Annotated in this window: 29 protein-coding genes and 3 pseudogenes; 13 read left to right on the forward strand and 19 right to left on the reverse strand. The window is 69.6% G+C overall.

Annotation, left to right across the window (positions count from 1 at the left end; all coding sequences use genetic code 11):
• Positions 1–356: 356 nt before the first annotated feature.
• From ABZ826_RS28750 to ABZ826_RS28770, 5 genes are all read right to left on the reverse strand, one after another.
• Positions 357–1,748 carry a cytochrome P450 gene (locus ABZ826_RS28750; RefSeq protein ID WP_361454410.1) on the reverse strand — a complete coding sequence of 464 codons (1,392 nt, stop codon included), beginning with the start codon at positions 1,746–1,748 and terminating at the stop codon, positions 357–359.
• 100 nt (positions 1,749–1,848) lie between these two features.
• The gene (locus tag ABZ826_RS28755; RefSeq protein WP_361454413.1) at positions 1,849–2,439 is read right to left on the reverse strand and encodes an ATP/GTP-binding protein; all 591 of its coding nucleotides are present in this window, start codon (positions 2,437–2,439) and stop codon (positions 1,849–1,851) included.
• Entirely contained in the window at positions 2,414–2,788 is a 375-nt protein-coding gene (locus tag ABZ826_RS28760; RefSeq protein ID WP_361454416.1) for a DUF742 domain-containing protein, read from the reverse strand. The genes ABZ826_RS28755 and ABZ826_RS28760 overlap by 26 nt, the downstream gene beginning before the upstream one ends.
• Positions 2,785–3,189 (reverse strand): roadblock/LC7 domain-containing protein, encoded by a 405-nt coding sequence (locus ABZ826_RS28765; protein ID WP_361454419.1) that lies wholly within the window; start codon positions 3,187–3,189, stop codon positions 2,785–2,787. Before ABZ826_RS28765 ends, ABZ826_RS28760 begins: the two co-directional genes overlap by 4 nt.
• Positions 3,186–4,418 (reverse strand): ATP-binding protein, encoded by a 1,233-nt coding sequence (locus ABZ826_RS28770; protein ID WP_361454422.1) that lies wholly within the window; start codon positions 4,416–4,418, stop codon positions 3,186–3,188. Before ABZ826_RS28770 ends, ABZ826_RS28765 begins: the two co-directional genes overlap by 4 nt.
• Before the next feature lie 693 nt (positions 4,419–5,111).
• Between ABZ826_RS28770 and ABZ826_RS28775 the strand changes: the two genes are divergently transcribed.
• From ABZ826_RS28775 to ABZ826_RS28795, 5 genes are all read left to right on the forward strand, one after another.
• Positions 5,112–5,321, forward strand: coding sequence for a hypothetical protein (locus tag ABZ826_RS28775; protein WP_361454425.1), 210 nt, complete (start codon positions 5,112–5,114; stop codon positions 5,319–5,321).
• A 205-nt stretch (positions 5,322–5,526) separates the two neighbouring features.
• The gene (locus ABZ826_RS28780) at positions 5,527–6,396 is read left to right on the forward strand and encodes a cupin domain-containing protein (RefSeq protein ID WP_361454428.1); all 870 of its coding nucleotides are present in this window, start codon (positions 5,527–5,529) and stop codon (positions 6,394–6,396) included.
• A gap of 35 nt (positions 6,397–6,431) precedes the next feature.
• Positions 6,432–7,310, forward strand: a complete 879-nt coding sequence (locus tag ABZ826_RS28785; RefSeq protein ID WP_361454431.1) for a cupin domain-containing protein — start codon at positions 6,432–6,434, stop codon at positions 7,308–7,310.
• Positions 7,311–7,492: 182 nt separating this feature from the next.
• Positions 7,493–8,545, forward strand: a complete 1,053-nt coding sequence (locus ABZ826_RS28790; protein WP_361454434.1) for a helix-turn-helix transcriptional regulator — start codon at positions 7,493–7,495, stop codon at positions 8,543–8,545.
• A gap of 162 nt (positions 8,546–8,707) precedes the next feature.
• Complete coding sequence (locus tag ABZ826_RS28795; RefSeq protein ID WP_361454437.1) at positions 8,708–9,160, forward strand: hypothetical protein; 453 nt, start codon at positions 8,708–8,710, stop codon at positions 9,158–9,160.
• Between the two features lie 16 nt (positions 9,161–9,176).
• On the opposite strand, the gene ABZ826_RS28800 is transcribed toward ABZ826_RS28795, so the two are convergent.
• Together ABZ826_RS28800 and ABZ826_RS28805 are read right to left on the reverse strand one after the other, a co-directional pair.
• The gene (locus ABZ826_RS28800) at positions 9,177–9,407 is read right to left on the reverse strand and encodes a hypothetical protein (RefSeq protein ID WP_361454440.1); all 231 of its coding nucleotides are present in this window, start codon (positions 9,405–9,407) and stop codon (positions 9,177–9,179) included.
• A gap of 204 nt (positions 9,408–9,611) precedes the next feature.
• The gene (locus ABZ826_RS28805) at positions 9,612–9,839 is read right to left on the reverse strand and encodes a helix-turn-helix transcriptional regulator (RefSeq protein ID WP_361454443.1); all 228 of its coding nucleotides are present in this window, start codon (positions 9,837–9,839) and stop codon (positions 9,612–9,614) included.
• Positions 9,840–10,273: 434 nt separating this feature from the next.
• Between ABZ826_RS28805 and ABZ826_RS28810 the strand changes: the two genes are divergently transcribed.
• Complete coding sequence (locus tag ABZ826_RS28810; RefSeq protein WP_361454446.1) at positions 10,274–10,768, forward strand: inorganic diphosphatase; 495 nt, start codon at positions 10,274–10,276, stop codon at positions 10,766–10,768.
• Positions 10,769–10,804: 36 nt separating this feature from the next.
• Here ABZ826_RS28810 and ABZ826_RS28815 read toward each other — a convergent pair whose 3' ends face one another.
• From ABZ826_RS28815 to crcB (ABZ826_RS28830), 4 genes are read right to left on the reverse strand one after another with little or no spacing between them, the layout of a single operon-like run.
• A complete protein-coding gene (locus ABZ826_RS28815; protein ID WP_361454449.1) occupies positions 10,805–11,968 on the reverse strand; it encodes an MFS transporter in 1,164 nt (387 codons plus the stop codon).
• 14 nt (positions 11,969–11,982) lie between these two features.
• Positions 11,983–12,357 (reverse strand): fluoride efflux transporter CrcB, encoded by a 375-nt coding sequence (crcB, locus tag ABZ826_RS28820; protein WP_361454453.1) that lies wholly within the window; start codon positions 12,355–12,357, stop codon positions 11,983–11,985.
• Positions 12,354–12,713, reverse strand: coding sequence for a DUF190 domain-containing protein (locus tag ABZ826_RS28825; RefSeq protein WP_361454456.1), 360 nt, complete (start codon positions 12,711–12,713; stop codon positions 12,354–12,356). The genes crcB (ABZ826_RS28820) and ABZ826_RS28825 overlap by 4 nt, the downstream gene beginning before the upstream one ends.
• Entirely contained in the window at positions 12,710–13,204 is a 495-nt protein-coding gene (crcB, locus tag ABZ826_RS28830; protein ID WP_361454459.1) for a fluoride efflux transporter CrcB, read from the reverse strand. The genes ABZ826_RS28825 and crcB (ABZ826_RS28830) overlap by 4 nt, the downstream gene beginning before the upstream one ends.
• Before the next feature lie 338 nt (positions 13,205–13,542).
• Here crcB (ABZ826_RS28830) and ABZ826_RS28835 point away from each other — a divergent pair, with 338 nt between their 5' ends.
• On the forward strand, positions 13,543–14,133 hold the full coding sequence (locus tag ABZ826_RS28835; RefSeq protein ID WP_361454462.1) for an isochorismatase family protein: 591 nt from the start codon (positions 13,543–13,545) through the stop codon (positions 14,131–14,133).
• 156 nt (positions 14,134–14,289) lie between these two features.
• Here ABZ826_RS28835 and ABZ826_RS28840 read toward each other — a convergent pair.
• Positions 14,290–14,448, reverse strand: a pseudogene (locus ABZ826_RS28840) (DNA-binding protein); the annotation flags it as partial.
• 84 nt (positions 14,449–14,532) lie between these two features.
• On the opposite strand from ABZ826_RS28840, the gene ABZ826_RS28845 reads away from it, so the two are divergent.
• Positions 14,533–15,090 (forward strand): flavoprotein, encoded by a 558-nt coding sequence (locus tag ABZ826_RS28845; RefSeq protein WP_361454465.1) that lies wholly within the window; start codon positions 14,533–14,535, stop codon positions 15,088–15,090.
• A gap of 91 nt (positions 15,091–15,181) precedes the next feature.
• Here ABZ826_RS28845 and ABZ826_RS28850 read toward each other — a convergent pair whose 3' ends face one another.
• Positions 15,182–15,898 carry a DUF4232 domain-containing protein gene (locus tag ABZ826_RS28850; RefSeq protein WP_361454468.1) on the reverse strand — a complete coding sequence of 239 codons (717 nt, stop codon included), beginning with the start codon at positions 15,896–15,898 and terminating at the stop codon, positions 15,182–15,184.
• Positions 15,899–16,085: 187 nt separating this feature from the next.
• Here ABZ826_RS28850 and ABZ826_RS28855 point away from each other — a divergent pair, with 187 nt between their 5' ends.
• Positions 16,086–17,495, forward strand: a complete 1,410-nt coding sequence (locus tag ABZ826_RS28855; RefSeq protein ID WP_361454471.1) for a helix-turn-helix domain-containing protein — start codon at positions 16,086–16,088, stop codon at positions 17,493–17,495.
• Between the two features lie 48 nt (positions 17,496–17,543).
• On the opposite strand, the pseudogene ABZ826_RS28860 reads toward ABZ826_RS28855, so the two are convergent.
• Positions 17,544–17,912: pseudogene (locus ABZ826_RS28860) on the reverse strand (IS5/IS1182 family transposase); the annotation flags it as partial.
• A gap of 238 nt (positions 17,913–18,150) precedes the next feature.
• Between ABZ826_RS28860 and ABZ826_RS28865 the strand changes: the two are divergent.
• From ABZ826_RS28865 to ABZ826_RS28875, 3 genes are all read left to right on the forward strand, one after another.
• Positions 18,151–19,143, forward strand: a complete 993-nt coding sequence (locus tag ABZ826_RS28865) for an SGNH/GDSL hydrolase family protein (protein WP_361454474.1) — start codon at positions 18,151–18,153, stop codon at positions 19,141–19,143.
• A gap of 712 nt (positions 19,144–19,855) precedes the next feature.
• Complete coding sequence (locus ABZ826_RS28870; RefSeq protein WP_361454477.1) at positions 19,856–20,455, forward strand: hypothetical protein; 600 nt, start codon at positions 19,856–19,858, stop codon at positions 20,453–20,455.
• Positions 20,456–20,936: 481 nt separating this feature from the next.
• Positions 20,937–21,719 carry a polysaccharide deacetylase family protein gene (locus ABZ826_RS28875; RefSeq protein WP_361454480.1) on the forward strand — a complete coding sequence of 261 codons (783 nt, stop codon included), beginning with the start codon at positions 20,937–20,939 and terminating at the stop codon, positions 21,717–21,719.
• A 174-nt stretch (positions 21,720–21,893) separates the two neighbouring features.
• On the opposite strand, the gene ABZ826_RS28880 is transcribed toward ABZ826_RS28875, so the two are convergent.
• Entirely contained in the window at positions 21,894–22,631 is a 738-nt protein-coding gene (locus ABZ826_RS28880) for an NIPSNAP family protein (RefSeq protein ID WP_361454483.1), read from the reverse strand.
• Positions 22,632–22,757: 126 nt separating this feature from the next.
• Here ABZ826_RS28880 and ABZ826_RS28885 point away from each other — a divergent pair, with 126 nt between their 5' ends.
• The gene (locus ABZ826_RS28885; RefSeq protein WP_361454486.1) at positions 22,758–23,765 is read left to right on the forward strand and encodes a transcriptional regulator; all 1,008 of its coding nucleotides are present in this window, start codon (positions 22,758–22,760) and stop codon (positions 23,763–23,765) included.
• Between the two features lie 389 nt (positions 23,766–24,154).
• Here ABZ826_RS28885 and ABZ826_RS28890 read toward each other — a convergent pair whose 3' ends face one another.
• From ABZ826_RS28890 to ABZ826_RS28905, 4 genes and pseudogenes are all read right to left on the reverse strand, one after another.
• Positions 24,155–24,865, reverse strand: a complete 711-nt coding sequence (locus ABZ826_RS28890) for a pentapeptide repeat-containing protein (RefSeq protein WP_361454488.1) — start codon at positions 24,863–24,865, stop codon at positions 24,155–24,157.
• A gap of 25 nt (positions 24,866–24,890) precedes the next feature.
• Positions 24,891–25,148 (reverse strand): hypothetical protein, encoded by a 258-nt coding sequence (locus tag ABZ826_RS28895; protein ID WP_361454491.1) that lies wholly within the window; start codon positions 25,146–25,148, stop codon positions 24,891–24,893.
• A 591-nt stretch (positions 25,149–25,739) separates the two neighbouring features.
• Positions 25,740–26,314, reverse strand: a pseudogene (locus ABZ826_RS28900) (nucleotidyl transferase AbiEii/AbiGii toxin family protein).
• On the reverse strand, positions 26,311–26,658 hold the full coding sequence (locus ABZ826_RS28905) for a transcriptional regulator (RefSeq protein WP_361454494.1): 348 nt from the start codon (positions 26,656–26,658) through the stop codon (positions 26,311–26,313). Before ABZ826_RS28905 ends, ABZ826_RS28900 begins: the two are co-directional and overlap by 4 nt.
• Between the last annotated feature and the right edge of the window lie 77 nt (positions 26,659–26,735).

Consider the following 26,735-nt stretch of genomic DNA (forward strand, 5'->3'; position numbering starts at 1 on the left):
CGGCGATTTGAGATGTCGCAGGAGGGAGATGAGGGCACGGCGGTCGACGGCGGGCCGGTCTGTGCCACATATAGCGCTCACGCAGAGTTCCTTGCCCTGGGCTCATGGTTACGGCCAGAACCTACCCCTCCGCATATATCCGCCAAGCGTCGATCGCTGTTGCCCCTGTCACAGAGAAATGCCCCGACGACCCCTTGTCCTCCGCCTGTCCGAGCCCAAGTCGACTGCTGGGACGGCCCTTTCAGGCGGTCAAACCGTCCGAATCCATGCCCTTGGCCCGCCGCCGGGCGCCGTCATGCGTGACGGCCGTCACGCATGACGGCCGTCACGTGCGGACGCCTTCGCGCGCGAAGACGTCATACGCGGAAGACGTCCAGGAAGGAACTCCACCAGCCCTTCGTCTTCTTCGACGACTCCAACTGGTCGTAGCGCGCGGCGGGAAGCTCTTCAGCGGCGTTGATCCGGGACGAAACGGGCGACTGTGTCGCGGCTTTCGCCGCCTGGCGCGGCGCGCTCGGGCTGAAACGGACCGGCAGGGACACCATGGCCCGGTGGAACGGACCCGGCCGCCATTCGATCGCCGATTTCGGGACGGCGAGGGCGAGGTCCGGCACCGAGTTGAGGATCTTCTCGATCGCGGTGAGGGCGATGAGCTGGGCCGGCGACTTCGCCGGGCAGACGTGCGGGCCCGCGCCCCAGGCGAGGTGGGCGCCCTTGCTCAGGGTCTGGCGGGCGTCGGTGAGCGCGGGGTCGCTGTTCGCGGCGGCGAAGCTGATCAGTACGGGGGTCTCCGCCTTCAGCGTCACACCGCCCAGGTCGACGTCCTGGACCGGGTAGTGCGTCGCGTAGTTGGCGATCGGCGGGTTGTTCCACAGCACGTCGTCGAGGGCGTCCTCGACCAGCATTCCCGTACCCCGCCGCTGCGGGTTCCCGGTGTCGTCGGACAGCAGGAGGAGCAGTGCGTTGGCGATGAGGTTGCGTTCCGGCTCGATGCCCGCGCCCATCAGCATGACGAGCTGGTCCTTGAGCTCCTCGTCCCGCAGCCCGGCCGGGTGCTGGATGAGCCAGGAGGTGATGTCCTCACCGGGCTGGCGCCGCTTGAGCGCGACGAGCTCCATCAGGCACTCGGTCAGCTCGGCGTTGGCCCGCAGCACGTCCTCGCCGTTGAAGATCGCGGACATCCAGCGGGTCAGCCGGTCGCCGATGTCACCGGGGCAGCCGAAGAGCTGGTTGAACAGCAGCAGCGGCAGGAGCTTGGCGTAGTCGCCCAGCAGGTCGGCGCTGCCGCGCTCGATGAACTGGTCGATGAGGTAGTCGGCGATGCGCTCGACGTCCCGGCTGAGCCGCGTGCTGTTGAGCCGGCCGAGACTCTCGGTGACCGCCTTGCGCAGCCGCAGATGCTCGGTGCCGTCCGTGAACAGGCAGTTGGGCCGGTACGCCATCATGGGCAGCACCGGGCTGTCGAGCGGTACGCGGCCCTCCCGCAGCGCCACCCACCGCCTGGAGTCACGGGCGAAGTAGGAGGGGTTCTGCAGGACCCGGAGCGCGGCCTCGTGCTGCACGATCAGGGTGGCGTCCACCCCGGGCGCCAGCTCGATCGGAGCGGCGAGCCCGTGCGCCCGGAACTCGTCGTACACACGCTGCGGATCGGCCGCGAACTCCGGCCCGTAGAGCGACTTCTGCCGCTCGCCGTGCATCGGGCACCCGGTGGGGGCGCTGTACGGGGTGGCTCCCGGCTGAGAGTCCATGTGTGATTCCTAGGTGTGATCGCGGGCCTCGGGGGCCCGGACGGTGGACGGAAAGCGGGCTCGGGCCACCCGTTCTGACGGGCGGCGCGACGAGCGGAGGTCAGGCCGCCCGGGCGAGGAGGTGCCGGACCAGGGTGATCAGGGCCTGCGCGGACGAGTTCTCGTCCCGGGCGTCGCAGTACACGACCGGGGTGTCCGGCAGCAGATCGAGGGCCTCGCGCAACTCCTCCTCGGCATGCCGGGAGTACGGGTCGAAGCTGTTGACCGCGACGGCGTACTCCAGCCCGTACTTCTCGACCAGGTCGATCACCGGGAAGGTGTCGGCGAGACGGGCCGGGTCGACGAGGAGCAGCGCGCCGAGCGAGCCCCTGGCCATGTCCTCCCACAGCTCGACGAAACGCTGCTGGCCCGGCGTACCGAACAGGTACAGCACCAGCTCGTCGCTCAGCGTCAGACGGCCGAAGTCCAGCGCGACCGTCGTGGTGACCTTGTCGGGTGCGCCCCGCAGATCGTCGACGTGGGCACTGGCCTGCGTCATCCGCTCCTCGGTGCGCAGCGGAGTGATCTCGGAGAGGGTGCCGATGAGCGTCGTCTTGCCCACGGCGAAGTGTCCGACGACGAGGATCTTCGCCGCACGCTGTACCGCGTCCGGCACATAGATGCTCTCAGCCGAACCGGACGTGGAGTCCATGCAACACCTCTTCGAGGATCTTCCTGTCAACGAGCTGAGCCGGCGGCGGCGCCTTGCGGCGCATCAGATGACCCTGTTCCGCTAAATCGTTCAGCAGCAGCCGCGCCACTCCGACGGGCAGTTCCAGATGGCCCGCGACCTCGGCCACCGACAGATAGCCGCCGGAACACAGCTTCCAGATCGCCCGGACCTCGGGGCTCGGGTTCGGGGGCTGCTGCCGGTCGGGGGCGATGGTGACCAGAGTGACGAGGGAGAGGCCCTGCGCGTCGGGCAGGCCGCGTCCGCCGGTGATGACGTACGACCGGACGAACCCGCTGCTGACGGACTGCTCCTCGCCCGGCGCCGTCATGCGTCGCTTCCGACGTTCTGGCGGGGAGGCGTGGTCATCGCCTTCCCCAGCGCGGTGACCTGCTGCTGCATACGGAAGGACATGGCCTCCATGTCCACGTCGGCCGCGGCGGCCGCCGCCAGATATGCGCCGGTGCCCGCGGCGATCAGGAAGATCCAGCCGTGCTCGTACTCAAGGAGCGTCTGGCGCCAGCGGCCGGGGGTCTGGGCCCCGATGAAGGGCGCGACGGCCCGGCTCAGCGACTGCATGGAACTCATCGCCGCCGCCACGGTCTCCGCGTCGTCCCGGCCGATCTTGCTGGAGTTGGCCAGCAGCAGACCGTCGGCGGAGACGAGGATCGCGTGCCGCGCGCCGGGTACCTGGAGCACATCGTTGAGCACCCAGGACAGATCGGGGTTCACTGGATCTCGGGTCCTTCCATCGTCGTCATGTCACGTCCGGACCGTGTTCCGCGCTGGAACGCACCCAGGCGGGAGGCGGTCTCCTCGTTGCTGCGCACCGGCCCGGGGTCGGCCGACGGCACCACTGACACCGGGCTCTTGCGACGACGCTTGGGCAGGCCACCGGCGGTGGTGAAGGACCCCGTGGGCTGCGGGGCGGGGGCCGGCTGTGCGGCCGGCGGGAACAGCGGGGTCGGAGGCGGCGCGGACACCTGGCGGCGGGGGAGTGCCGACACGTCCGCGTCATGGCCGATGGGCGCTGCGGCGGCCACCGGGGGCGCGGGCGCATCGCCGGTGAGAAGCTCGTCGGGCAGGAGAACCACCGCGCGTACGCCTCCATAGGGGGATACCGAGTCCACCGAGACCTTGAACCCGTAGCGGGCGGCCAGTACACCGGAGACGGCGAATCCGAACTGTGGGGGAATGCCCAGGCTGGAGACGCTGATCGCGGCCTGGGGCGCGAGGAGGGCCGCCGCGCGGTCCTTCTCCTCCTGGCCCATGCCGAGGCCCGCGTCGTCGATGATGAGGCAGACGCCCTTCGGGACGGCCTGGATGTTGATCTCCACCGGAGTGCCGGGGGCGGAGTAGTTGGTGGCGTTGGCCAGCAACTCGGCGAGGACCACCGCGACCGGTTCCACCGCCTTGCTGACGACCGAGAAGTTGACCTGCCCGTTGACCCGGACCCGGTCGAACTGCCGGATACGGCCCTGGGCGCTGCGGGCGACGTCGAAGACCGACGCGACGGTCTCCCTGCGACCGAGCCAGCCGCCGCACAGCACCGCGATGCCCTGCGCGCGGCGCCCGAACTGGCTGTTGGCGTGGTCGATGGCCATCAGGTCGGCGAGCATGTTGGGGTCGTCGCCGTACTTCTTCTGGGCGTTCTCGACGACCACCTGCTGCTCGTCCGCGAGCCCCTGAAGGGTACGCACGGCCGCCTTGAGGACGGCCTTGGTCTCTTCTTCGGCGTCCTTGCGGACCTCGGTCATCTCGGCGGCCTGCCGGTGCAGCAGACCGGTGTGGGCGACGTGCAGCTCATCCCGCTGCCGTTGCAGCGCGTCGCGCTCGCCCCGGAGATCGGTGTTCTGTCTGCGCAGCCCGATGTTGGTCTTGCGAGCCCGCAGGACGGCACCGACAGCGACCAGTGCTACGACAACCAGCGCCCAGAACAGAGGGCCCTGTGCAAATGTCATGAGACTCACTTCAAGTGCCCTGGCTATGGAAACGGCTTGACGCTCCCTCATGAGCCGCACCGGCCGGACTGGTCGAGTCGCGACTTGTGCCACGCAGGGAAGGCCCCTCCGAAAGCGGGGCCGAGGAATTCATCCCTCCCGGAATGCCCCCATACGCCATCAGCCCACTGGAAGTAAGATGATCTTAGCATCGGCCGCTCGGGTAAATGTCAAGACCGACACGCCAGTTGCACTCTTGACGCGGAATGTTCACATCCAGGGCCCGCGTCGGCCGCCCGTGGACGGGTGGACCCCGGCCCTTTCGTCCGGATAAAAGTGACGAAAGGTCAAGAAGGCGTGCGCGGCGCGTATATGAATGTGTGACCCTCCTTCTCGCCGCCGGGGTGCACGCGCCGACGGACAGGGCATGCGCCGCGCCCGTGCGAAGGGTGCGCGGGGCGCCGGCGCGAAGGGTGCGCGGGGCGCCGGCGCGCAAGCCCCCGTACCGGCGGGCACAGCCCCCCGTGCCGGCGCCGACCAGCCCCCGCACCGGTGTCGTGGCGTGTCCGGCGCGGGGTCACGTGCATGCGGGAGCGGGCTCTCGTCACTGTCGGCGAGGACGGGCGGAAACCAAGATGGAGACCAGCCGAGGGGGAACCGCCCCCGGCAGGAAACCCGGCCTCACAGGGCCGGCCCGATGACCCAGGAGATCCCATGAACCTCTCGCAGAACACCGCCACCCAGCCGGCCGACGCCCAGCCGAAGACCGGTCTCACCCTGTCCCGCAAGGCCGCGCTCGGTGTCGCCGCCGCCGCCGTCATCGGTGGCTCGATGTTCGCCCCGAGCGCCTTCGCCGCGTCGGACTCCGCGCCCAGCCACGCTGTCGAGGCGGGCTGCGGCGACTGCTACCCGGACGTCATCTGATCCCGGCAGCAGCACGACCGACCGGGACAGCCGTCCGACGGGGACGGCTCTCCGACTGACCGGGGCAGTCGGCCGAGCGATACCGGCAGTCGTCCGACCCCGGTAGTCCCCTTTCGGATCCGACCCCCGACAGCGCCCTGACGGGGCCCGCCGGCCACTCGGCCGGCGGGCCCCGCAGCCGGAGCGTGAGCAAGGAGAGTGAGCCGTGAACTGGCTCGAACGCTGTGTTTCCGACGCGGACCGGTTCCTCCGTACGCAGTGGCGCCAAGGGCCCGTTGTGCTACAGCCGGACAATCCGCCCACCGAAATCCTCACCCCCGCCGACCTCGACGATCTCATCGACTCGGGTGTCCTGAGAGTGCCGTACGCCGGACTGTTCACGATGGCGGGCGCCGTGCCGGAGGCGGCCTACTGCCCGCCCCGGGTGGTGGCCGGGCGGCATCTGGAGGGCTGCCTCGACCCGGAGCGCGTCCGGACGCTGATCCGGGAAGAACGGGCCACCCTGCAACTGCGCTACGTCAACCACTGGTACCCGCCGGTCCGGCGGCTGACCGACGGACTCGCCGAGGGACTCGGGCGGCTGGCCGAGGCGTTCTGCTTCTACTCGCAGCCCGGACGCTTCGGCGCCGTGCACCGCGACGACGGCGACATCCTCGTGATCCAGCTCAGCGGCGCCAAGCACTGGCAGGTGTTCGGCGGCCCCACCGACGCCAACTGGCAGCCCGTACGGGAGGACGACCCCGGCCCCGTACTGCTCGACACCGTCGTACGTCCCGGCGAGGTCCTGTACGTCCCCAACGGCTACGCCCACACCGCGCAGGCCACCGCGGACGGCCCCTCGCTGCACCTCACGATCGCCCTGCGCGAGGCCGGCGCCGGACATCTGCGCGCAGAGCTGGAGTCCTTTCTCGCCACCGGCCTCGCCCTGCCCGGCCGCCCCCTCGACGACGCGGATCTGACCAAGACGGCCGCCGCCCTCCTCGACCACTTCCGCGACCGGCTCGACGGCGCGAGCGCCGAATCCCTCGTGCACAGCGCCCGCCTGCACGCCTACAGCAGCCGGCCCACGGCCTGACCGGCCGACGCACCCGACGGAGAGTGAGACCAACAATGGACTGGCTGAAGCGATGTGTACGTGACGAGCAGGAGTTCTACGCCACGCACTGGCGCCGCGCACCGGCCGTTCTGCGTCCAGACGACCCCCCGGTGGACCTGCTGGACACCGCCGAACTGGACGGCCTGCTCGAAGCCGGGCTGCTCCGAGTCCCCTATATAGGGCTCGTCCACGAGGACCGCCACGTGCCCGTCGAGCGGTTCTGCGCACCCCGGGTGGTGCTCGGCGAGATCATGGACGACTACGCGGACGCGGAGCTCGTGCGTCACCTGGTCGACGTCGAGCGGGCGACCGTACTGCTGCGGTACGTGGACCAGTGGCACCAGGGGGTACGGGCGCTCACCACGGGCCTCTCCGAACAACTCGGCCGCCAGGTGGAGGCGTTCTGCTTCCGCACCCCCGCGGGCACCCGGGGCCGCCCCCTGCACCGCGACGACGCGGATGTCCTCGCGATGCAGATCAGCGGCGAGAAGCGCTGGCGCGTCCACGGCGGGCCTGCCGACGGGAACTGGGAACCGGCCAGGGAGGACGGCGATCCGGGCGAGTTGCTGCTGGAGACCGTGCTGACCCCCGGCGAAGTCCTCTACATACCCAGGGGGTTCGCGCACCACGCGGACGCCGTGGGCGACGTCCCGTCGGTCCACCTCTCGCTGACGGTGCGCGAGGCGGGCACCGCGAACCTGTACGCCCTGCTGCGGGCCTTGCTCGCCGAGGGGGCCGCAGTCCCCGGCCGGCCGCTCGACGACGCGGCGCTCACCGAGGCCGCCGAGACCCTGATCGGCGACACCCGCCGCACTCTGGCGGAACTCACCCCCGAGACCCTGGTGGCCCACGCGCGAGCCGCCATGCGCGCGACGATGCCGACAGCCGCGTAGCACCTCCTGCCGCCCCCCCGAACCACCGCGCCGCCCGCAGCCCCCGAAGCCCTGTGCCCGGGGGCTTTGCGCAGTCCTGACGCGACAAGATCTTTTCTGTCCGCCCCTGATGCCTATTCTTGCCCGGGGCATCGTGTTTTCGCGGATCGACAACACCCGTCGGACGACGGTGAGGGGGGTACGTGAAAGGGCAGGAGCAGGCACGCACCGGGCCGTTCGAGGCGGCCCGGGGGCTCGGTGAGATCGACCTCGCCGTGTACGGCTGGGTCCTCGAACACCGCACGGGTGACCCGGAGGCCGTCGCCGACGCCACCGGGATCGCCCCCGAAGAGGCCGCCCTGAGCCTGGAACGACTGCGGCGGGCACGGCTGTTGCACGAGCAGAGCGCTGCCGGGGACGCCCCGGGGCTGTTCGCGGTCGCGCCCGAGACCGCGCTGGCGCAGCTGGCCGCGCCCGTGGAGGCGAAGATCCGCGAACAGCAGGACGGGCTCGCCGGGATGCGCCAGGACCTCGGCCCCTTCGTCGCCTGCTACCACCGGCGTCATTCGCGCAGCGAGTCGCTGGAACTGCTGGAGAACGTGCAGGACGTGCGCAACACCCTCAACCAGGCGTCGAACCGCTGCCGAAAGGAGGTGCTGACCAGCCAGCCCGGCGGCGGGGCCCGGGACCCCGAGGCGATGCGGGAGGCCTTGGTACGGGACCAGTTGATGCTGGAGCGGGGCATCCGGCTGCGCACGCTCTACCACCACACGGCCCGCTTCAACGGCCCCAGCCAGGCGTACGTGGCCGCCGCTTCGGCGCTGGGCGGCCAGTACCGCACCGCGCACGAACTCTTCGGCCGGCTCATCGTCTTCGACCGCGAGCTCGCCTTCATCCCCGTGCGGGACGACAGTTGGGGCGCCGTCGTCATACGGGAGCCGTCCACGGTCGGCTATCTCTGCGAGATCTTCGAGCAGGCCTGGGACCGGTCCACCCCGTTCGCGGATGCCGCCGGCCAGGGCCTGGAAGGGGTGTCCCGGGAGATCCACGAGACGATCGTCCGGCTGCTGGCCGCCGGCCTGAAGGACGAGGCCATCGCGCGCAGGCTCGGTATGTCCTTACGCACTGCCCGCCGGCACATCGCCGACATCTTGGAAGAACTGGACGCCACGAGCCGCTTCCAGGCCGGAGCCCATGCCGTCGCCCGGGGGCTCCTGCCGGACACCCTGTGCACGGAGGGACCGTCCGGCGGCTGACGGGCCGGGCCGGCCCGTAGCGGGTGGTCGGTAGCGCGTTCACGTGACTGGTCCGTGGCCGCGCGGTACCGGATGCTGTCAGCACGGCCCGCGCGGGGAGTCCCCCGGGCGGCGCTTCGGCAGCGCTTCGCCGATGCCCCGGCGACGAGCAGGAGGAGGGACATGGACGGCCGGCCCCCGGCAACACCGGCGGTGAGCGAAGGAGCCCTCCATCTGCGGGAGTTGCTGCTGTTCCTCTCCGTGCACCTGGACCGGGCGCCCGGGGTGATGTGGCCCGAGCACGAACATCCGGCCCTCGGCACCCCGCAGCGACCGGAGGCGCTCGACGGTCTGGCCGCCGAACTCGGACTGCGTACCGGCCTGCTGGCGAGCAGCGGGCGGGGCAGTCGCACCGGCGGCGGGCCGAGGAACCCCACCGCACATCTGGTGATCCATCAGACCGAGGGCGCGGGGATGTGGAGACTGCGCGACGACGGGGACGAGGGCACGGGAGACTTCCGGCACCGGTTGCGGTCGGGCGAGGTCCTCTACATCCCGGCACGCTGGTCCTGGACGGTGGAACTGACACCGGGAGCGCAGTACGTGGTCACCGACCTGACGCCGCCCGGCAGCTGATCCGCGTACGGCGGACTCAGCCACCCCACGAGGTGTCGCACGTGCTCACCTGTCCCCGGTCCGGCTGCCCCTCGGCCGGAAGGGTCTCTCCGATGAGCGGGCTGTCCGTGGTTCCCTCGGTAGAGGCCGGTGCCGAGGAGAGCCTGATGCCGCCGCAGTCGTCGGCGTACGCGGGGGAGCCGGGCTGGAGGACCAGCAGGGCGGCGGTGGCGGTGGTGGTGAGGAGCAGAGCAAGGCGCTTCGGCATGGTTCCCCCCGGGGACGTGGTGTGGGGCCCGCCCTTTCGGCGGGCCCGCTGCGGTTCGTGCGGTGTGTGACAACCCTGGCCCAGGCCCGTCGCGCATGTACGGGAGCGAGCCCCTCACCAAGGTGCGTGACCGCAAAGTGAAGGGGGCCCAAATGGCGCGAAGCCGCCCGAAGCCCGGCGAATTCCGAGGCCGCGCGCGTTCCCTCAGGACAGGTATCCCCGCTGGATGGCCAGGACCACGAGCTGGGTCCGGTTGGTCGTGCCCGTCTTGTCACGGAGCCGGCGCAGATGGGTGTCGACGGTGTGCGGGCTGATGCCCAGCCGACGGCCGATTCCCCAGTACGTCTCGCCGCCCGCGAGGAGCGTCAGGACCTGGCGCTCGCGGGGGGTCAGCGTGGGCTCGCAGACAACGGTGTTCAGGGCGTCCGGCATGGCAGGCTCCTCCTCGTCGACGGGTGACCGGCGGGGGCCCTCTGGCCCGTCCCGTCCGGACATCCACCACACTGGGCCACCGTGCGCCGGGCCGCGACGAGGAAGACACCTCATCAACCTGCCTGACAGCAAGGCGAGGTGGCGACAAAGCCGGATGTTTCCCCTGTGCGGGAGACGGCCGCGGGTCGGGGTTTCCAGGGGACGTGACCCATGGTGCGGCAGCTGTCATGTCACGCACCGGGGGTACCGGGTACCCCTCCTGGGCGCACGACCGCGGTGAGCACTGGCGGCATCCGCGTGAGGATGCAGACTGGGAGTGCACGCTCCGGCGTGCCGGTGATGGGGCTCACCGCAACCGCGGACACCTTCCGCCGACGGTCCCTGGCCATGCGCGTGACGACACCGTGCCCGCCTGCCGTGAGGAGGCCGTTGCCGTGGAGTTCGATGTGATCGTGGAGATCCCCCAGGGGTCCCGCAACAAGTACGAGATGGATCACGAGGCCGGGCGCATCCGGCTGGACCGGATGCTGTTCACGGCCACCCGCTATCCCGCCGACTACGGCTACATCGACCACACGCTCGGCCGGGACGGCGACCCCCTGGACGCCCTGGTGCTGGTCGGCGAGCGCACCTTCCCCGGCTGCACGATCCAGTGCCGGGCCATCGGCATGTTCGTGATGCGCGACGAGAAGGGTCCCGACGAGAAGGTCCTCTGCGTTCCCGCGCACGACCCCCGCCACGCCGGCCTGCGGGACATCGGCGACGTGTCGAGTTTCGACCTGCTGGAGATCACCCACTTCTTCGAGGTCTACAAGGACCTGGAGCCCGGCAAGTCGGTGGAGGGCTCGCACTGGGAGGGACGCGACATGGCGTACGCGGAGATCGAGGCCTCCCGGAAACGGGCCGCCGGGTCCGGAGGCGGCGGCTGAGCGTCGCCGGGGCCGTGTTCCCCGGCCCCGGTGGGTTCAGCCGCGGCGCGCACAGGTGCCGGACAGCAACGCCAGGGCGGCGGCCTGGATCGCCACGACCACCACGACGAGCACCGGGACCGAGTAGCCGTAGAGACCGCCGACGAGCGCGCCACCGGCCAGGGTCGCGGCGCCGATGACACCCGCGAAGACCCCGTACGCGGTCGCCCGCCGCCCCGGCGGGACGAGGTCGGCGACGGTGGCCTGGAGCGTGGACTCCTGGATGCCCATCGCCGCCCCCCACACCAGTGAGCCGATCACCGCGACGGTGAGGCTGCCGCCGAAGGCCAGCACGGGCACCGCCGCCGCCAGCAGCGGCAGCACGGCCAGCACCCGGGGCCCGATCCGGTCGTAGGCCCACCCGGTGGCCAGCGCCGCCAGTGCGTCCATGGCCATGGCACCGGCGTACAGCACCGGAACCCAGGCCGTGGCGAGCATCCCGTGCGCGACGAGGTGGAAGGACAGCACGCCGTACGTGGCGAACCCCGAGGTCGTGACGGCGGTGAACGCGGCGTACCGCCAGAACGCCGCCGGCAACCGGCCGGAGCCGGTCTCCGTGCCGGATGCCGCTGCTGCGGCGCTCTCATACACCGCCGGCCGCGGGACGCGGTGCCTGAGCCGGACCAGCAGGGCCAGCACCGCCACGCCCGGCACGGCCAGGACGCCGAGCGCCGGTGCGTAGTCGCCGCCCGTCAGGGCCAGCACACCGGCGACGGTCAGCGGGCCGATCAGCGCGCCGGTCTGGTCCAGCGCCTGGTGCACGGCGAAGCCCCGTCCCCGGCCCGTCACCGCGGTGGCGTACGACAGGAGCGTGTCCTTGGCGGGGGAGCGCACGGCCTTGCCGACCCGTTCGGCGATGACCAGGGAGCAGGCGGCCCAGAGCACCCCCGTCAGGCCCAGCACCGGCACGCTGACGACCGTGAGCGCGTAACCGGCGATCGTCCAGCCCCAGAACCGGCCCGTCCGGTCCGCCAACGGCCCCGAGACCAGCCGCAGGACCAGCGCCGCCGCCTCACCCGCACCCGTGACGACACCGACCACCAGGGCCGAGGCCCCCAGCGAGGCCAGCAACGGACCCGTGATCGAACGGGCCCCTTCGTAGACGAAGTCGGCGAGCAGGCTGATGGTTCCGAACCAGACCACGAATCGCCAGGGGCGCATCGTCGGCCGATGCACTAGGCCCACAGGGCCTGGGCCACGGAGACTCCGGCGAATGCGGCGCCGAGTCCGGTCACGACGCTCGCCAGGATGTTGGCCGCGGCGTAGAACCTGGCACCGTCCTCGGCCAGCCGCAGCGTCTCGTAGCTGAGGGTGGAGTAGGTGGTGAGCGCCCCGCACAGCCCGGTGCCGAGCAGGAGTTGCAGGTGGGAGGTGGCGGCCCCGGCGGCGGTGGCGCCGGTCAGCAGCCCGAGGACGAGTGATCCCGTCACGTTGACGGTGAAGGTGCCCCAGGGGAAGACGGTGTCGTGCCGGGACTGGACCGCGCGGTCGGTCAGATAGCGCAGCGGGGCACCGACCGCGGCCCCGACGATCACCAGGAGCCAGTTCACGGGTTCTGCTCCCCGTCGTCCTCGGGGTGGACCATCTCGCAGGGGTCCAGGACGGCCAGGCCGCCGTCCGTGAGCAGTTCTTCGACGAGCGGCAGGAACGCGCGGATCTTCTCCTCGGCATCGATGATCACGACGGCCACCGGCAGGTCTTCGCTGAGCGAGAGCAGCCGTTGGGTGTGGATCATCGACGAGGTGCCGAACCCCTCGATCCCGCGGAACACGCTCGCACCCGAGAGTCCCGCCCGGTGTGCCCGGTGCACGATCTCCGTGTACACGGGCCTGTGGTGCCATCCGTCGGTCTCGCTGATGAGGACCGTCAGCCGCAGGGCCGGGACCGTGTTCGTCCGTCCTGTCATGGTTGCCTCCACGCCAGTACGCGGCGGGTGGCCCACACCGCGCTCCACACCGCCGTGAGGGCGGCGAACAGTGTCAGTCCCAGATACGCCAGGCCGGCGCCGGCCCGGCCGTGGGCGACGAGGCGTTGGATGTCCACCGCGTAGGTGGAGAACGTGGTGAATCCGCCCAGCACCCCCGTACCGAAGAACGGTCTCACCAGCCGGTGTGCCGCCCATACGTCGCTGATCACCACCATGAACACACCGATCACCGCGCAACCGACGACATTCACGACCAGCGTCGTCCACGGGAAACCGCCCGGAGCGGTGGGCCACAGGAGGGACGCCCCGTACCGGGCCGACGCACCGATCGTGCCCCCGAGGGAAACCACGGCGAGGACCGACCACGGCCGCTGGGACAGCCTGACGCGCCTGCCGGGCCCGGCAGGCGAATCGCCGTGCTCCGTCACCGCTGCCGGGGGCACCCGGCGTGACTGGGCCTGCCTGGGCATACGTCTCCTACCTGCCGGGCGCCCACGCACGGGCGCACTCCCTCGCAAGCAGGGACCGTTGGCGGCTCGCGCGCGCGCCCCGCGGTTCGGGTACGGCGGGCCCCACCGCCGTACAGCAGCCGTCACCGGCCGCTGCTCCCCCCAGGCTAGCGCCGCCGACGACATCGCGACCACCGCGGCGGCCACGGCCGCGTCCGGACACCCGGGGATCACGGACGAGGCCCACGCCTTCTGGCCAGGGATGCCGATCGGGTGAACGGCGGCGCGTGCCACGTCCACCGGCCGCCCGAGGCGCGAGCATACGCAGGCAATGGTTCCCCCGAGGAAAGGGCTTTTCCGTGCGCCGTGCTCTGATCGTCGTCGACGTGCAGAAGGACTTCTGCGAAGGTGGCAGCGTCCCCGTGAAAGGCGGTGCGGACCGGGCCGTGGCCATCGCCGACCTGATCCGACAAGCCGACGGGCAGTACGCACACGTCGTCGCCACCCGCGACCACCACATCGACCCGGGCGCCCACTTCTCCGAACACCCGGACTTCCAGAACTCCTTCCCCGTGCACTGCGTCGTCGGCGGCGAGGGAGGCGAGTTCCATCCGAACTTCGCACCCGCCGTCACCTCCGGCGCCGTGGAAGAGGTCTTCTACAAAGGTGCGCACTCCGCCTCGAAGAGCGGCTTCGAGGGGGCGACCGAGGACGGCACGTCACTGTCCGACTGGCTGCGCGCCCGCGATGTCACCGACCTCGACGTCGTCGGCATCGCCACCGACCACTGCGTGAAGGCCACCGCGCTGGACGGCGTGCGAGCGGGCTTCGAGGTGCAGGTCCTCCTCGACTACACCGCCGGCGTCGCCGCCGACACCACCAGCACCGCGATCACCGAGCTGCACCAGGCAGGCGTCGCACTCAGCGGCAAGCCCGTCGTCCTCACCTGACCGGCGCGGTCCCGACACCGTGGCAGCGGTCCGTCCGGCCCGGCGGCGACGCGGAGCGTCCGGTCGGGGCCGGCCGGTGCACGCCTCCCGGGGCAAGACGTCGACCGAGCGATCCACGCAAAACCGGCCTCCGGCCCACCGCGGTCCGCCTGGTGTTGTCATGTCGTCGCTGTCGAACGTCAACAGCGCGACCGGCCCTTGCCGGCGAAGTGTCACTTCGGCCACGGTGGCGGCGACGGCGTACTTGCGGCCGAGCGGTCAAGCCCCTTTGAGTGGCTCCGCAGCGGACTTTGCCGCCTGCCCGGTGACCCGTTCGTCGATCCGCGGGCAGGGCTGCCCACGACCGCCGCCGTACGCTGCCTGAACCGCATCGCTTCAGCCGTCGACCGGGAGCCCCGCGTGAGCGATCAGTCCGACCAGCGGACCGAGAAGCCCTTCCTGTACGTGGTCGTGTGCGCGGCCGGAATCGCCGCAGACGTCGGCAAGCTGATCACGGCGGCCCAGGAAGCGAACTGGGACGTCGGCGTCGTCGCCACCCCGCAGGGCCTCGGCTTCATCGACGCGAAGGCTGTCGAGGCACAGACCGGATACCCGATTCGCTCGGCCTGGCGCTTGCCGGGCGACCCTCGCCCGCTGCCGCCCCCCGATGCCATCGCCGTTGCCCCGGGCACCTTCAACACGATCAACAAGTGGGCGGCGGGCAGCTCCGACACCCTGGCCCTGGGCATCCTGTGCGAGGCGTACGGCTTCGGCATCCCGACCGCCGTCCTCCCGTATCTGAACTCGGCGCAGGCCGCCCACCCGGCGTACCGGTCGAGCCTGGACCGGCTGCGTGGGATGGGTGTCCTGATCGGCTCGCACGAACCTCACCAGCCCAAGGCCGACGGCGGGGCCGACAGCTTCCGCTGGGAGGAGGCGCTGGAACTGCTCACTCCCAAGCTGTCCGGCCCGGCCTGAACGGCACCGCCGACCCCATGGCGGCCACGGCTGCGGCTACGGCTGGGGGATCGGAGCAACGGGGCGTTGTGCCGCGAAGCGGTGGTCGTGATCACCAGTCGACGGCGTCGTCCATCGACTGCTGCCAGTACGTGACCTTGAGCGAGTCGTCGACGTACACGCCCTTGGCGGGCAGGGAGGGGTGGGCGCCCGCACCGACGCTCTCATTGCCGGAGCGGCCGTGGAAGTAGACGACCAGGGACTTCTCCGTGTGGCCGTGGGCGCCGCTGCCGTCGGTGGCGGACAGACTCACGGAGGCATAGCCGGACTCGCCCGGCTTCAGAGTGACGACGGCCTGCGGCTTGGAGTCCTCGATGACCGGCGGCACCGACTGGGCTTCGCCGAAGCGGACCGCCGGGTAGCCGTACAGGTAGCAGGTGTTGCTGCCGGTGTTGGTGACGGTGAGGAGCATGTGGTTGACGGGGCGGTTCAGCGGGGCCGCGACCGTCTTGGTGTTGGAGCCCTCGCAGGTGACGGTCCTGCCGGAGGAGGCGGGGGCCTTCGGGGCGGCGGCATGCGCGGCCGGCTTCGAGTTGATGGTGGCCGGCTTCGCGTCGCCGGAGGAGGAGTCTCGGTCGGAGGACCCGGAGGTGGGCGCCGACGGCTCGGGAGCGGGCGCCGAGGCCGAGGCGTTCGTGGAGGACTCCGCCGACGCACCCTCGTCCTGCACGCCCGTCCCGTCGTTGCACGCGGTCAGGGAGAGGGCGGCGAGCGCGACGGTCGCGGCGGCGGCCAGAAGGCGGGTGCGGGAGTTCCGGATGCTCGACATGTGGTCGTACCCCTTCGGCGTTCGGGTGGGTGTGGTGCTTGGATGACTGGAGCTTGTGGGGTGATCCGTCCCGGCCGCCATGGACTGCGGGGGTTTCGGGACACTGAAACACTGGAATGGGCTCTGATCAGGGGAAACGCGGCGCCCCTGGAACGCGTGAATGGGACATGGGGGGATCGTGGAACGAATGTCGGAGGCGAAAGAGGCCGGGGGGACGGGCGAGTTCGCGGCACTGCTGCGGGAGCTGAAGGACCGCTCGGGGCTGAGCTACGGGGCGCTGGCCAAGCGGCTCCACATGAGCACATCGACGCTGCACCGCTACTGCAACGGCACCGCACTGCCCACCGAGTACGCACCGGCGGAGCGCCTCGCGAGAGTGTGCCGAGCGACGCCTCAGGAGCTGGTGGAGCTGCACCGGCACTGGATCCTGGCGGACGCGGCACGAAGGCCCAGGCCGGACCAGACCACGGCGGCGGGGGCGAGGAACGCGGGTGACGCCGCCGCGGAGCCGGTTGCGGCGACGGGTTCGGCCCAGGAGGCCGGTCCAGCCGGGGTGGCTCGTGGAACCGATTCGCCGGAGACGAGGGTCACCGGATCGCCGGCGGATTCGGCCGACGCGGCGTCGACGCACGGACCGGGCGGAGACGATGGGCCGGTTGTCGTCGACATGCCGCGCGATCCCGCGCCGCCACGGCGTCGCCGTAACGCGCTGATCGCCTCCGTCGCGGTGGCCGCCGTGCTGGGAGCCGTGGTGCTCGCCGTCAATGTGCCCTTCGGCCGGGGCGGAGACGACGCGGGGGACCGGCGTGCAGCCGATGTCACCGTCGCGGCCAGCGGCACGGCGGACGCCAAGGAGCCATCAGCGTCAGACTCCGCCAGGCCTTCCCCGACCGCGGGGAGCCGCACACCGTCCGCCTCCGCCTCCAGCGCCGGATCCACCCCTGGCACCTCGAAGCGCGACGGCGCGCAGGGCGCGGCCGAGCCCACCGGCGGCGGCGCCGCCGTACCGCTCAACGTCGCCTCCCGCCCCTACGTCTACGAGAACCCGTGCAGCCAGCATTTCCTCGTCGACAGCGCCCCCGAGCAGGTCGGCCCGCCCGCGAGCGAGCAGGACGCGCCGCGCTGGGCCGCCGCCTACGGCGCGGTCTCCTCGGGGGAGCAGCGGGTGGCCCTGACCGTTCAGGGCACCGGGCAGGACACGGTCGTCCTGGAGGCGCTGCACGTCCGCGTCGTCGCCAAGGGCGCGCCGCTCGCCTGGAACGACTACTCGATGGGGGTCGGCTGCGGGGGCGGCGTCGGCACCAAGTCGTTCGACATCGACCTCGACAACGGCAGCCCCACGGTCACCGTCAAGAACGGTCAACTCGACTTCCCGTACAAGGTCAGCGAGTCCGACCCGGAGGTCTTCTACATCACCGCGCACACCAGGGCGCACGCCGTCCGCTGGGACCTCAGCCTGGACTGGTCCAGCGGCGGCCGCCGCGGCACGGTGCGCATCGACAGCAGCGGCACCCCGTTCCGCACAAGCGCCGACACCGGCCGACCCGGCTACGACTACCCGTTGGGCGGCAGCGAGTGGATCGAACGGGAGGGCTGACCGCATCCGTGCGGACGGCGGTGGGCTGACGGCATGGGTGCGTAGGTTGAGCCGCCAGGACTTCAGGGCGGCGACGGCCTGCTCGACGAGAGCCCGGATCTTCGCGTGGAATCCCTGTACCCCTTGTCGGCCCGGCAAGGGGTGCCTGCATGGGCGAGAGCGGTGACAATGCCGTGCTCGCCGGGGCGCGAACGTCGTGGACGGCGCCGGGCAGGGCCGACGAGGCCCGCAGCAGACGGCCGGAGGCGGCGGCGAGGATCTGAGCAGAAGGGCCGGTCGGCGGCGATGCGGTCGGATCGGTAGCGATGTTCCGTCGAGGTCGAGGAGGACGAACGCCTTCGTCGGGGCGGTCTGAACCGTCTCGGCCAGGGCGGGGGCGAGGGCGGCCGGAAGGTTGACGGCTTCGGCGACGCGGCGGGCCAACGGGCAACCCGACGTCGCAGGTTGGAAAGGGCTCACCTTGCCGTCCGGCCCTTCTATGCGCTCGACACGCGATGCAGCGAGTTGCTTCGGCGCAAGAAGAAGATCAAGATTTGCTGCGTCACTTTCAGTGTTGCTGCTATCACTTACAGTGATTCCGTGAAGGTCGCGGCCTCTCGTTACCGAGGCGCCGTCCTGTCCACGCTCCGTTCCCCCGCCCTGATGGAGATTCAGCATGCCCCGATTCCGTACGAAGTTGGCAGGAGCGGCAGCCGCCGCGGCTCTCTGCCTTCTCGGTGCCAGCGCGTTGTCCACTCCGGCCTCGGCGGCGTCATCCTTGGAATGGGTCGCGCTCGGCGACTCCTACACCGCCGGCGTCATCCATGCGGCGGGTCCGTTCGAGGAGCCCCGTGACGGCTGTCAGCGCACCATCGAGTCCTACCCCGAGGTCATCAGGCGGGACCTGGGCTCGCTGGTCCATCTGCGCAACGTCAGCTGCGGCAACGCGACCATCGCCGACGTCTACCGCACCGAGCAGGAGCCCATCGGCTACGAGCTGCACATCCCCGGCGTGGTCGACATCCACGACCCCGACTACCCCTTCCCCCCGGTCCCCCCACAGATCGACGCCCTGTCCCCCAGCACCGACCTGGTAACCGTGGGCATCGGTGGCAACAGCCTCGGCTTCGGTGAGATCCTCGGCCAGTGCATCCGCCTCGGTTCCAGCGGGACCATCGGCTCCCGCCCGTGCAAGGACCACTACACGTCCGGAACCACGGAGAGCATCGAAGCCCGTCTTGAGCGCGTTCGTGCCGAGTACGACCAGATGCTCACGGCGATCCACGCACGGGCCCCCTTCGCCAAGGTCCTCACCGTCGGCTACCCGGTGGTCATCCCCGACAGCGCCGCCTACTGCCTCTACGGCAACCCCCTGCAGTTCGCCACCATCCGCCACGCGGACCTGAACTGGCTGCGTGACGAGGTCCTCCAGCCGCTCAACACCGTCATCCGGCAGACCACCGCCGCGCACGGCGACCATTACGTCGACATCTACTCATCCAGCAAGGGCCACAGCGTGTGCGCTCTCGGCCAGAACAAGTGGGTGGAGGGCGTCAAGGAGCGTCTCGGCGACAACGAGAACCCGAACACGTGGGCCCTCGTCCACCCCAACACCCGCGGCCAGGCCAACGCCGCCGCGCATGTCGAGGACGCCATCCTGGGCGGCTGACACGCCCTGGCGGGAGGCCGGAAGCCCCAAACACCTCTCACCTTCCCTGACATGCACCCCGCAGCCCGAAGGTTTCGCCACGGCCTCTGTGGCGAAACCTTCGGGCTTCGCCGAGCGGCCCGTCAAAGCGTCGCGCGCAATTGGCCAACCGGAGTACCAATTGGCCAACCCGGGTACACAGGGGCCACCTGGCGCGCTCAGCCGCGCCGTGCTGTCAGGCCGACAGTGAATCGACTGTTGTGCCATTGATGCAGGCCGGAAGGGCCCTTATGGCACGCGAATGGCATGTGTCATAAAGTGGTCTGGACGATAAACAAGGCCCTGGTCTCCGACCAGGGCCTTCGTCACGGAGCGGGTGACGAGAATCGAACTCGCGCTCCGAGCTTGGGAAGCAGCGGCGCTTGCGGCGTTCATGCGTGCTTTGACCTCACCTTATTCAGCATCAGGGGCGCGGTCGGTGGGATGTTCGGCGCCTCGACGGACCGCTGTCCACCGCTCCGAAGGGCGCGGACGGGGCACGAGGACGGAGGATATGACGCCGAGTTTCGCCGGGTGATTCGAGAGGATTTGCCCGCTGTTCTATCGGAAGAAATTACGCGGAGGATTGACTGTGCTGTCGTGAGCGCGAAGGTGTGCGTAAAGGGACTGGCTGTTCGTTTTCATGATATAGTCCTAATGAATTTACAGGACGCCGCGAAAAAAGGGGAATGGCGTGAATACCGAGAAGGTTACGGCTCGACGTCTTACGGCCGGAGAGGTCTCCGAATTGGGCCTCCAGGACGACATCTTCGTCTCGGCGGAGATGGATGGCCTTCCTCTCGACTGCTACGCCCCGGCTTCCCTTGTGAAGCCGGGTAAGAATTTCGAGGGAGGGTCCTTCACTGCGAGGACGATCTTCGGCGAGGAAATTCATGTCCTCCCGGACAATCTCGAAGAGCGGGGGGTCTGGATTGCCGACAAGGCGGGGGAAGAAATCGAGGTTCTCCAGAGCGCCGGCGTCCTCCTGAACCTTGCCCTCTTCGTGCCCGACGGGAGCAAGGAATCCCTGGAGTCGCTCTACTCCGCCGCACGGGACGCGTTCGGCGCGGGGATCGTTCAGCGCTGGAGCGAGGAAGCCGTCGCGGTGCCGGACGTCAAGGTCGACCTCTACGAGGAGCCGGCCCGGGGGCGGAAGAACACGAACAGCCAGAACCGCGACCGCCGTGCCCTGGACATCTACCCGACCCGAGTGCGGTTCCTGGAGCCCAGCGATGGCTGGAAGTTCATTGTCGAACCGCACAAGGAGATCGTCGATGACACACCGACGATCTGACCTGATGGCAGGTTAGTCTCGATCTTTCGCGGGAGCCCGTCAGGTTGCTGACGGGCTCTTCTTCGTTTGTCGGGGTGTATGGGCAGGCCGCCGGCCCGATTGCCGCGTCGGGTGGGCGCCGGGGTCCATGTTTCCGGTGGGATGGTTCAGAGCCTGTCGGGACAGGTGGATCTGCTGATCAACCGGGGTTGGCGTCGAGTCGCTCGATCGCGCTGGTGATGACGTCGGCCCAGTCCCCGTGGTGGGTGAATCGCAGGTGCCGTTGGCGTCGGTGAAGCGCAACTGGGCGCCGAGGTGCTGCCGTTCCTCGCCGGCACCATTCCGAGGCCGTCGCGCCCCCTCATCTGTCGCGGAGCTCCTGCGATTGTCGCCGGCCCCCTGCGGATTCGTCCGCGGTCGGTAACAGAGGGATCTTGTACAGGCGTTCGTATGTCTTCATGAGGGAACGGCATCGGCGGAGACAACAAAGGGGCGGGTGGACATGGCAAGGCACAAGGGAAGGGGATGGCACAGCAGGCTTCTGGCGGCGGCGCTCGGGGTGACGGCGGTGGCCGCTGCCACCTCGGTGTGGACCGCGCAGGCCGACACCGCCGGAGTGCGGCAGCCGCAAGCGCGTGTCTCAACGCCGGACGCCCGGTCTCAGGACCGGACCGTGACCAAGGTGGCGGCGGACATCGCGCACGCCTCGGACCGCGGCGCCCGGGGCGTCAACATCACCATCGACGACGGACCGGACCCGGTCTGGACGCCGCAGGTGCTGCAACTGCTGAAGGACAGCGGTGTGAAGGCCACGTTCTGCATGGTGGGCACGCAGGCCCAGGCGTACCCGAACCTGGTCAAGGCGGTCGTGGCAGACGGGCACCGGCTGTGCAACCACACTGTCTCGCACGACACCACCATGGACACCAAGTCCGAGGCCTACCAGTCCCAGCAGATCCTGGATGCCGAACGCATGATCACCAAGGCGTCCGGAGGCGTCCGGCCGCAGTACTACCGGGCCCCGGGCGGTGCCTTCACCCCGTACAGCCGGCAGCTCGCCGCGTCCCGGGGAATGCGGCCGTTGGGCTGGAACGTCGACACCAAAGACTTCGAGCGTCCTGGTGCGGACGCCATGGTCGCCACCGTCAAGAGCGAGATCTCCAACGGGCCGACCGTCCTCTTCCACGACGCGGGAGGGGATCGCTCCCAGACCTTGGCCGCTCTGCGCGAGATCCTGCCCTGGCTGAAGGAGCAGGGGTACTCCTTCGGCTTCCCCGTACGGTGAGTGAGGCGCGCCCGCACTGACATCAAGACCCGCCCTCCCGGCACCGGCAGACAGGCATGAACAGCAGAACCCGGCCACTGACGAATGCCGCCCGGGCGGAGAAGCGACAAGCCACCCAGGGAGGCCCTCGCTGCAGGCGCCCTCGACCGTCTCTCGCGAGGCACCGGTTCGGAGTCAGATCAGCGAGCGACCGGTCGGCCCGAGCCGGAGTACCTGAGGTGCTGCTGTCTGTTCCCGCTCGACACCCGGCAGGATCTCGTCCCGTGCGAGGGGGTGGGCTTGCATGTCGGCGAGGTGCCGACAGTGCGCACTCTCGTCGGGATACGAGGTGAAGATCGCGGCGACGTTCTCGGCGGCGCGGACCGGCAGCGCGGCGAATGTGTTGTGCGCGTGCTCGGTGGTCAGGAAGGCGAGCGGGGCGGGCCCCGTCTCCTGGAGCGCGGGGAGGAGGCCGTCCCGGATCAGCGCGATGGCGTTCTGCCGTCCGGGAGGGAAGGACCACACGGTGGCGGACATGAACCGGTCAGGCATCGTAGCGCTGACCGGGGGTCGCCCGGACAGGGAGCCGGTGAAGCCGCCCCCGGCCGACACGGGGCGCAGGAGCAGGACATCGTCGGAGTCGAGCATGGTGTCGTTCGCCTGCGGACCGTGCTCGGCCCAGACGGGTCCGCCGTAGAAGCTCGTGAGCGCGCGATGGCGCGCCTCCATGTCCCGGAATCCGCGCAACCAGACGAAGCGGTCCGGATCGTCGAGGTCCCGGAACTGGCCGAGCACACTCATCCCCACGTCTTCCTGGGATTCGACGAACTCCCGGTCGAACAGCTCGATGAGTTCGTCGCGCCGACCGGGACGCAGCGTGTACTGGCGAAGCTCGATCACGGCCGGTGGGCCGACGAGTTCGGTGGGTGGCACAGCAAGACTCCTGTCCGATGTTCTCCGTGCAGGGCTTCCGGCCTGTCAGGCCGTAGCCGGGAAGTGGTTCGACGGTAGGGGAGCTGTGTGACAGGTGCTGTCAGGGTTTCCGAGGAGAATGCGCGCATGTCTGCCAGTCGACTGCTCTCGGTGCTGCTGTTGCTGCAATCGCGGGGCCGTATGTCCGCGCGGGGAATCGCCGACGAGCTGAACGTGTCCGTGCGCACCGCCTACCGTGACGTGGCGCGCCTGCAGTCCGCAGGGGTCCCGGTCTACGCGGAGCCGGGGCGCGGGGGCGGCTACCAGCTGCTCGACGGCTACCGCACCCGTCTCACCGGGATGAGCGAAGGCGAGGCGCGGACGCTGTTCTTTGCCGGACTGCCCGGGCCCGCCGCCGACCTGGGATTCACGGCCGAGATGTCGGCGGCCCGGCTGAAGCTTCTGGCCGCGCTGCCGGCAGGACTGCGCGAGGAGGCGGCACGGGCCGCGGCGGTGTTCCACCTGGACGCCCCCGGCTGGTACCGGGAACCCGAACAGATACCGCATCTCCCCTTGTTCGTCGACGCGGTTCTCACCCGGCGTGCGGTGGATGTGCGCTACCGCCGCTGGCGCGCCCCGCAGGAGGTGAATCGCCACCTCCACCCCTACGGCCTGGTACTCAAGTCCGGTACCTGGTACCTCGTGGCCGCCACCGACAAGGGGACCGCGACGTACCGCGTCGCCCAAGTCCTCGACGCGGTGCTGGGCGACGAGCGGTTCGACCGGCCGCAGGACTTCGACCTGGGCGCGTACTGGGTTTCCTACCTCGATGACTTCCAGGCTCGCCGCTACACCGGCACAGCCACCGTCCGCCTGTCTCCCCGGGGACGCCGGCGCCTGCCCGACAACGTCCCCCCGGAGGTGGTGCGGGCAGTCGACTCCACCGCGACCGCCGTCGGCGACGACGGATGGGTCGAGGCGGTCATCCCGGTCGAGGGCACCGAGCACGCCTGCGGCGAGCTGCTGAGGCTCGGTGGGGATGTCGAGGTCGTTGCACCGCCCGAACTCCGCCAGGCCATGGCCGCCATGGTGGGGATACTCGCCCGAACCTACGAGAACAAGGGGCCAGGCGGTGCGCTGGTCCGCGACGCCTAGTGCCCCTCCCGGCAAGCTTTGCCCCGTCGCGCCGCCCAGCGCGCGCTCGCCGCGTTGGCCAAAAGCCCTGGTAGCTCCGCTACAAGGACTTCCGACCGCCTTGCGATCGCACGCACTGGACGACGCTCCTTCCGGGCAAACATTGCCGGTCGCGGCACTAGAGAGAAGTCTGGGCAACGACGAGGCCCCAGATCGCTGACCTGGGGCCTCGTGGAAGAGCGGGTGACGAGAATCGAACTCGGGCTCTGAGCTTGGGAATCACCCGGTGCTCGGTCCATGTGTAGCTTGTGAACTGCGGGAGCGCGCGTTGGTGGTCTCGTCCACAGCTCAGCGAAACCAGTCACCTGCTGCGGAATTCATGGATTCCGGCTAATGGGCCGTGTCAGGCCCTATTGTGATGGGCGGCGCGGAGGAATCACCCGCACCTGTCCGCCTCGCGCACCGATCCACGCCTCGAGTTCTGCGCCGGCCAGCTCTCGGGACGATTCGCCACTGAAGACGGTGATCGGCCCGAAAGTGGTGCCGGTCAGGCCGCGCACCACTGTAGCGTCGTCGACTTTGATCTCGAAGAAGTTCTCGTCAAGGACAGCATCAGTCAGGTCCGCTCCCCTCATATCGGTGTCGATCAGCGAAGCGCCGAGAAACCGTGTTCTGCGGAAGCTCGCTCCCGATGCGTCGACATCGCACAGCGAAGCCCGGACCATGTCCGTCCCGTCGAGCCGCGCCGATCGGAGCACGGCCTCGTCCAGGTTCGCCCTGATGAGATCCGCTCCGGTCAGATCCGCTCCGGTCAGATCGGCCGACTGAAGGTCGGCCCGGTAGAAGGACGTGCCGACAAGTCGTACGCCCACCAGGATTGCGTCGGTGAACCATGCATTCGAGAAGTCCCCGCCCGAGAGGTCGGCGCCCCGGAAGTCACGCTCCATGCCGTTGAGGTTGTACTCCCCCGAGGCAAGCCATTCCTGCAGTTGCCGCGTGGCTTCCGGATCAGTGGGGAGCACGATCGGCTTCCAGTTCTTACGGGTACCAGATGACACGATCTCCCCAACCGCGGCTTTCAATAGCTGCCTTGACGCCGTCGATCGCTGCTTGATTTGCATTCCGGATGTCAATAATTACTATAGGTCAACGCTTTTCGATCTGCTTCGCCAGCTGTTTATTGACCCATGCCTCATTATTGGCCGGGTCGTACGCATCCTTGAACGGCTGGGACTTGTCGCGCACGTTATTGAATGGAGGGTAGTCGGAGTGGACGCCCTTGATGTCATAGTATTCACCGGTGGTTTCGGAATAGAACTTTCGCCAAGGCTGCCCCGGGACTGAACATGGGGCCGCCGTGGCGAGGGCGGCACCAAGTCGACAGTGAATGTGCGCGCGATTCACTTTCCGGCCGTCCTCCGCATGGAGCTCAAAGCGGCTCCTCGACCGCTCGTGGGGGGGAAGAGTCTGACGGGCTGGTGTTCGTGGTGGAGGAGGGAGTCCCGCGGCTCACAGGCCAGTCCCTCTCCACTCGGTCCAGCGCCACACTGCCGATCAGTACTCGGACACGGACCGGCCGACCAGCTCGTACGGGCTCGGAGCGCAGCGGCGGACTCCCGGGTCTGGCACGGCGTGGCACGCGACGCATGGAGCAGGTCTCAGACAACAAACAAGGCCCTGGTCTCTGACCAGGGCCTTCGTCATGGAGCGGGTGACGAGAATCGAACTCGCGCTCTGAGCTTGCGAATCACTGGTGCTTGCACGGTCGAAGTGCCTCTGGCCTGCACATTTGGCCCTGAGACGCGAGATCGGCGCGGTCTCTGGGCGCCGAGCTTGACCGCTGATGTCCGCCCCGAAGGGCATGGATGGGGCACGGCGACCGAGTGGCTGGCAGCCTCTTGCGAACCGCATTCCGGTCGAGCGGTCGCATCCGTGAGGCCATCAGTCCTCGTGCGGGGCCTCAAGCTCGTGGAGTCGTTCCCCGATGTCGTCGGCTCATGCCTGTGCCCACTGGCGCAGCCCGGCGATTGCCTGCTCGCCGAGTCCATAGGCGGCGAATTCCGTGTCGTCGATCCAGTCGGCTCCGCTCAGCCGAGCTTGAAGCTCGCTGAGATCGAAGGAGTCGCGGGCATGACGTCGTCCGAGCTCTTCGAGTTCGACGTGGCTCCAGCGCTCCGTGGCGGCCTGTACGTCGATCAGATCCCTGGCGAGTCCACGGTCAGCACCAAGCCGTGCTCGGTGTGCACGGGGGGTCGCCAGAGCGCTTCCTTGAGGATGTCGACCTCGCACTCTTCGCGGCCGGCAGGGTCGGTGACGATCAGACGTGCGGACAGCGGGTCTGTCTCCAGGGCTTCTACGCGCCATCCGCGCTGCTCCAGTCCGGTGCGCACGACGGTAGCGATGTCCTCCATACGATCTGGGTTCTCGGTCGCGACATCGAGGTCCTGGCTGAGGCGGTCGACCAAGCCGTGCGCCTGGACCGCGTAGCCGCCGGTGAGCGCGAGAGAGTAGGCGCCGCCCACGGCGAGCACGTCTGCAAGCAAGCGGCGGTGCAGGCCGGTGAGGTTCACGCAGCGGCCCGAGCGCTGTCGGCCAGCTCGTCGAAGGCGCTCTCCCAGACCTCACGGACATCCCGGCTGACCAGCGTGCGCAGTGTGGGCCACAGGCCGACGAGAAGGTCCTGGTCGAGGTACTGGACCAGGTCGTCGTGCTGGCCCTCGGCCAGGACGATGCGGTAGTAGCTCATCCGCAGCCGGGGCCGATCGAGGTCGAACGTGGTCAGCCCCGACCACGCAAGGCGGAGCGGCAGGCGTACCGGGCCGTGCTTGGGACCGGCAAGCTCGGAGAGCGCTGCGGGCAGGCGCCGGGCGAACTTGGCACGACGGAGATCGGAAGGACGAGGCTGTGATGCCATACATCGATTATCCAGGAAGAGCCGACGTTGAGCTGCTCGGTCCGCAGACACCACTCCTGCGAGAGAGACCGGCCCGC

It is taken from the genome of Streptomyces sp. NPDC047515, from assembly GCF_040643055.1.
Classification (GTDB): Bacteria; Actinomycetota; Actinomycetes; order Streptomycetales; family Streptomycetaceae; genus Streptomyces.